This is a genomic window from Ramlibacter sp. (assembly GCF_035706265.1).
Classification (GTDB): Bacteria; Pseudomonadota; Gammaproteobacteria; order Burkholderiales; family Burkholderiaceae_C; genus Ramlibacter.
The window spans coordinates 1-2,101 of the sequence record NZ_DASSVG010000178.1; the positions used below are offsets into that span (position 1 = coordinate 1).

Annotated in this window: 3 protein-coding genes and 1 riboswitch; of the genes, 2 read left to right on the top strand and 1 reads right to left on the bottom strand. The window is 72.9% G+C overall.

Features of this window, described 5'->3' with window-relative positions:
* On the bottom strand, positions 1-520 hold a 520-nt coding region (locus tag VFM98_RS06725; protein WP_325109136.1), incomplete at its 3' end, for an FAD-dependent oxidoreductase.
* A 114-nt stretch (positions 521-634) separates the two neighbouring features.
* Positions 635-746, bottom strand: a riboswitch (TPP riboswitch).
* Positions 747-830: 84 nt separating this feature from the next.
* On the opposite strand from VFM98_RS06725, the gene VFM98_RS06730 reads away from it, so the two are divergent.
* Together VFM98_RS06730 and VFM98_RS06735 are read left to right on the top strand one after the other, a co-directional pair.
* Complete coding sequence (locus tag VFM98_RS06730; protein WP_325109138.1) at positions 831-1,310, top strand: (2Fe-2S)-binding protein; 480 nt, start codon at positions 831-833, stop codon at positions 1,308-1,310.
* A partial coding sequence (locus VFM98_RS06735; RefSeq protein ID WP_325109139.1) for a molybdopterin cofactor-binding domain-containing protein occupies positions 1,307-2,101 on the top strand: 795 nt, incomplete at its 3' end. The genes VFM98_RS06730 and VFM98_RS06735, both read left to right, overlap by 4 nt.

Sequence of the window (2,101 nt, forward strand, 5' to 3'; positions counted from 1 at the left end):
CCTGCACCGTGTGGATGCGGCCCTCGCGCGGGATGAACCAGGCGTGGGCCGGGCCGCGGAGCGCGGGCTCCAGCTCGCGCAGCTGCTGCGGGTCGAGCGGCTGGATCCAGGGACCGTCCGCACCGTCATTCCCGCGCCCCACCCCGTCATCCCCGCGCAGGCGAGGGTCCAGTGCCCGCACCTTCTCCTGCAGCAGATCCATCACCCGCCGCGCCGCGCCTTCGTCCCCGCGGTGCGCCACCAGCAGGCTGCCTTCGCGCCCGAATTCCACCGGCACGTCCAGCTGCGCCAGGATCTGCGGCCACAGCGCGAGCGAGCGCACGCCCAGCGCGAACACGCCTTCGTCGGCGCACTCCAGCTCCGCCACCGGGCTGAGCATGCCGGCGGCCGTCCAGCCGGCGGCGCCGCGCGCTTCCGGGTGCGGGGCCGGGTCGAACACGTGCACTTCGTGGCCTGCGCGCGCGAGCTGCAGCGCGAGCAGGCGGCCCAGCAGGCCGGCGCCGGCAATGCCGATCTTCATCGGAGCGTGCCGAAGGGGAAGGAAAGACGGGGAAGGAGATGCATGCGGCCAGCCCTTTCGCGAAACAAGCGGTGCTCCGGAGGGGATGGCGGACGGCTGCGGCCCTGAGGGAGGCCTGGCCCGACAAGCTCTTCTTACGCCGGTACGAACCGGTTCAAGTTCACGGGTTTGGTGTTGCCATCTCAGCGAAGGCGGCCTGCGGCCGTTCGCACCCCGGAGCGAGGGCAAGTATACCCCCGGGTTCTTCTTTTCCCTCGCCCGCAGGAGGAGGAAAGGAAAGTCCGTAGAGTCGCGGGCAAGGAGACGCAAGATGCAGAAGAAGACCTTCCACCTGCGCATCAACGGCGCCGAGCGCACCGTGGAGGCGGAGGAAGACGCCCCGCTGCTCGACGTGCTGCGCAACGCGCTGGGCCTCGTCGGCACGCGCTTCGGCTGCGGCGCGGGCGAGTGCGGCGCCTGCCACGTGCTGCTCGATGGCGTCTCGGTGCCTGCCTGCGACACGCCGATCGCGGCGGTGCAGGGCCGCGCGATCGTGACGGTGGAAGGCCTGTCCGACGACCAGGGCCGGCCCGGCGCGCTGCAGCAGGCCTTCCTCGACGAACAGGCCGGCCAGTGCGGCTACTGCCTCTCGGGCATCCTCGCCAGCGCCACCGCGCTGCTGGCGCGCGTGCCGCAACCGAGCGAAGCGCAGGTGCGCGCGGCGCTCGACCCGCACCTGTGCCGCTGCGGCGCGCACAACCGCATCGTGCGCGCCGTGCTGCGCGCCGCGCAGGCGGGAGCCGTCGCATGAGCGAACTTCCCCCCAGCCTGAAGGCGAATCCGCGCCTGTCGCAGTGGCTCGCGGTCCGGCCCGAAGGCCGCGTCGAGGTGCGCAGCGGCAAGGTCGAACTGGGCCAGGGCATCACCACCGCGCTCGCGCGCATCGTGGCGCAGGAGCTCGACGTGGACCCGGGTCGCATCGACATGCGGCCCGCCAGCACGGCCGGCTCGCCGAACGAGGGCTTCACCTCCGGCAGCCTCTCGGTGCAGCACTCCGGCAGCGCGCTGCGCCAGGTGTGCGCCGAGGCGCGCGACATCTACCTGCATGCGGCCGCCCAGCGCCTCGAAGTGGCCGTCGACGACCTGCAGGTGCACGATGGCGAGATCCAGGTACGCGGCGTGCCGACGCTGCGCACCAGCTACTGGGAACTGGCCGACCCGGCGCTGCTGGAGCGCGAGGCCGATGGCCGCGCGCAGCCGAAGCCGGCAATCGACTCCGAGACGCAAGAGCTCCTGCGCCTGGACCTGCCCGACAAGGTGCTGGGCCGCCCCGCCTTCCTCCACGATGTCGTGTTGCCCGGCCTGCTGTACGCGCGCGTCGCCCACCCGCCTTCGCCCGGCGCCGTGCTGCGCGAAGTGGACAGCGCGGCCGTCGAGGCGCTGGCGGGCGTCGTCCGCGTGGTGCGCGACGGCAGCTTCCTGGGCGTGATCGCCGAGGACGACCACGCCGCCGACCGCGCGCTGCGCAAGCTGAAGGCGCTGGCGCGCTGGAGCGAGCGCGAGAGCCTGCCGGACGCGGACGACCTGCCGGCGTTCCTGCGT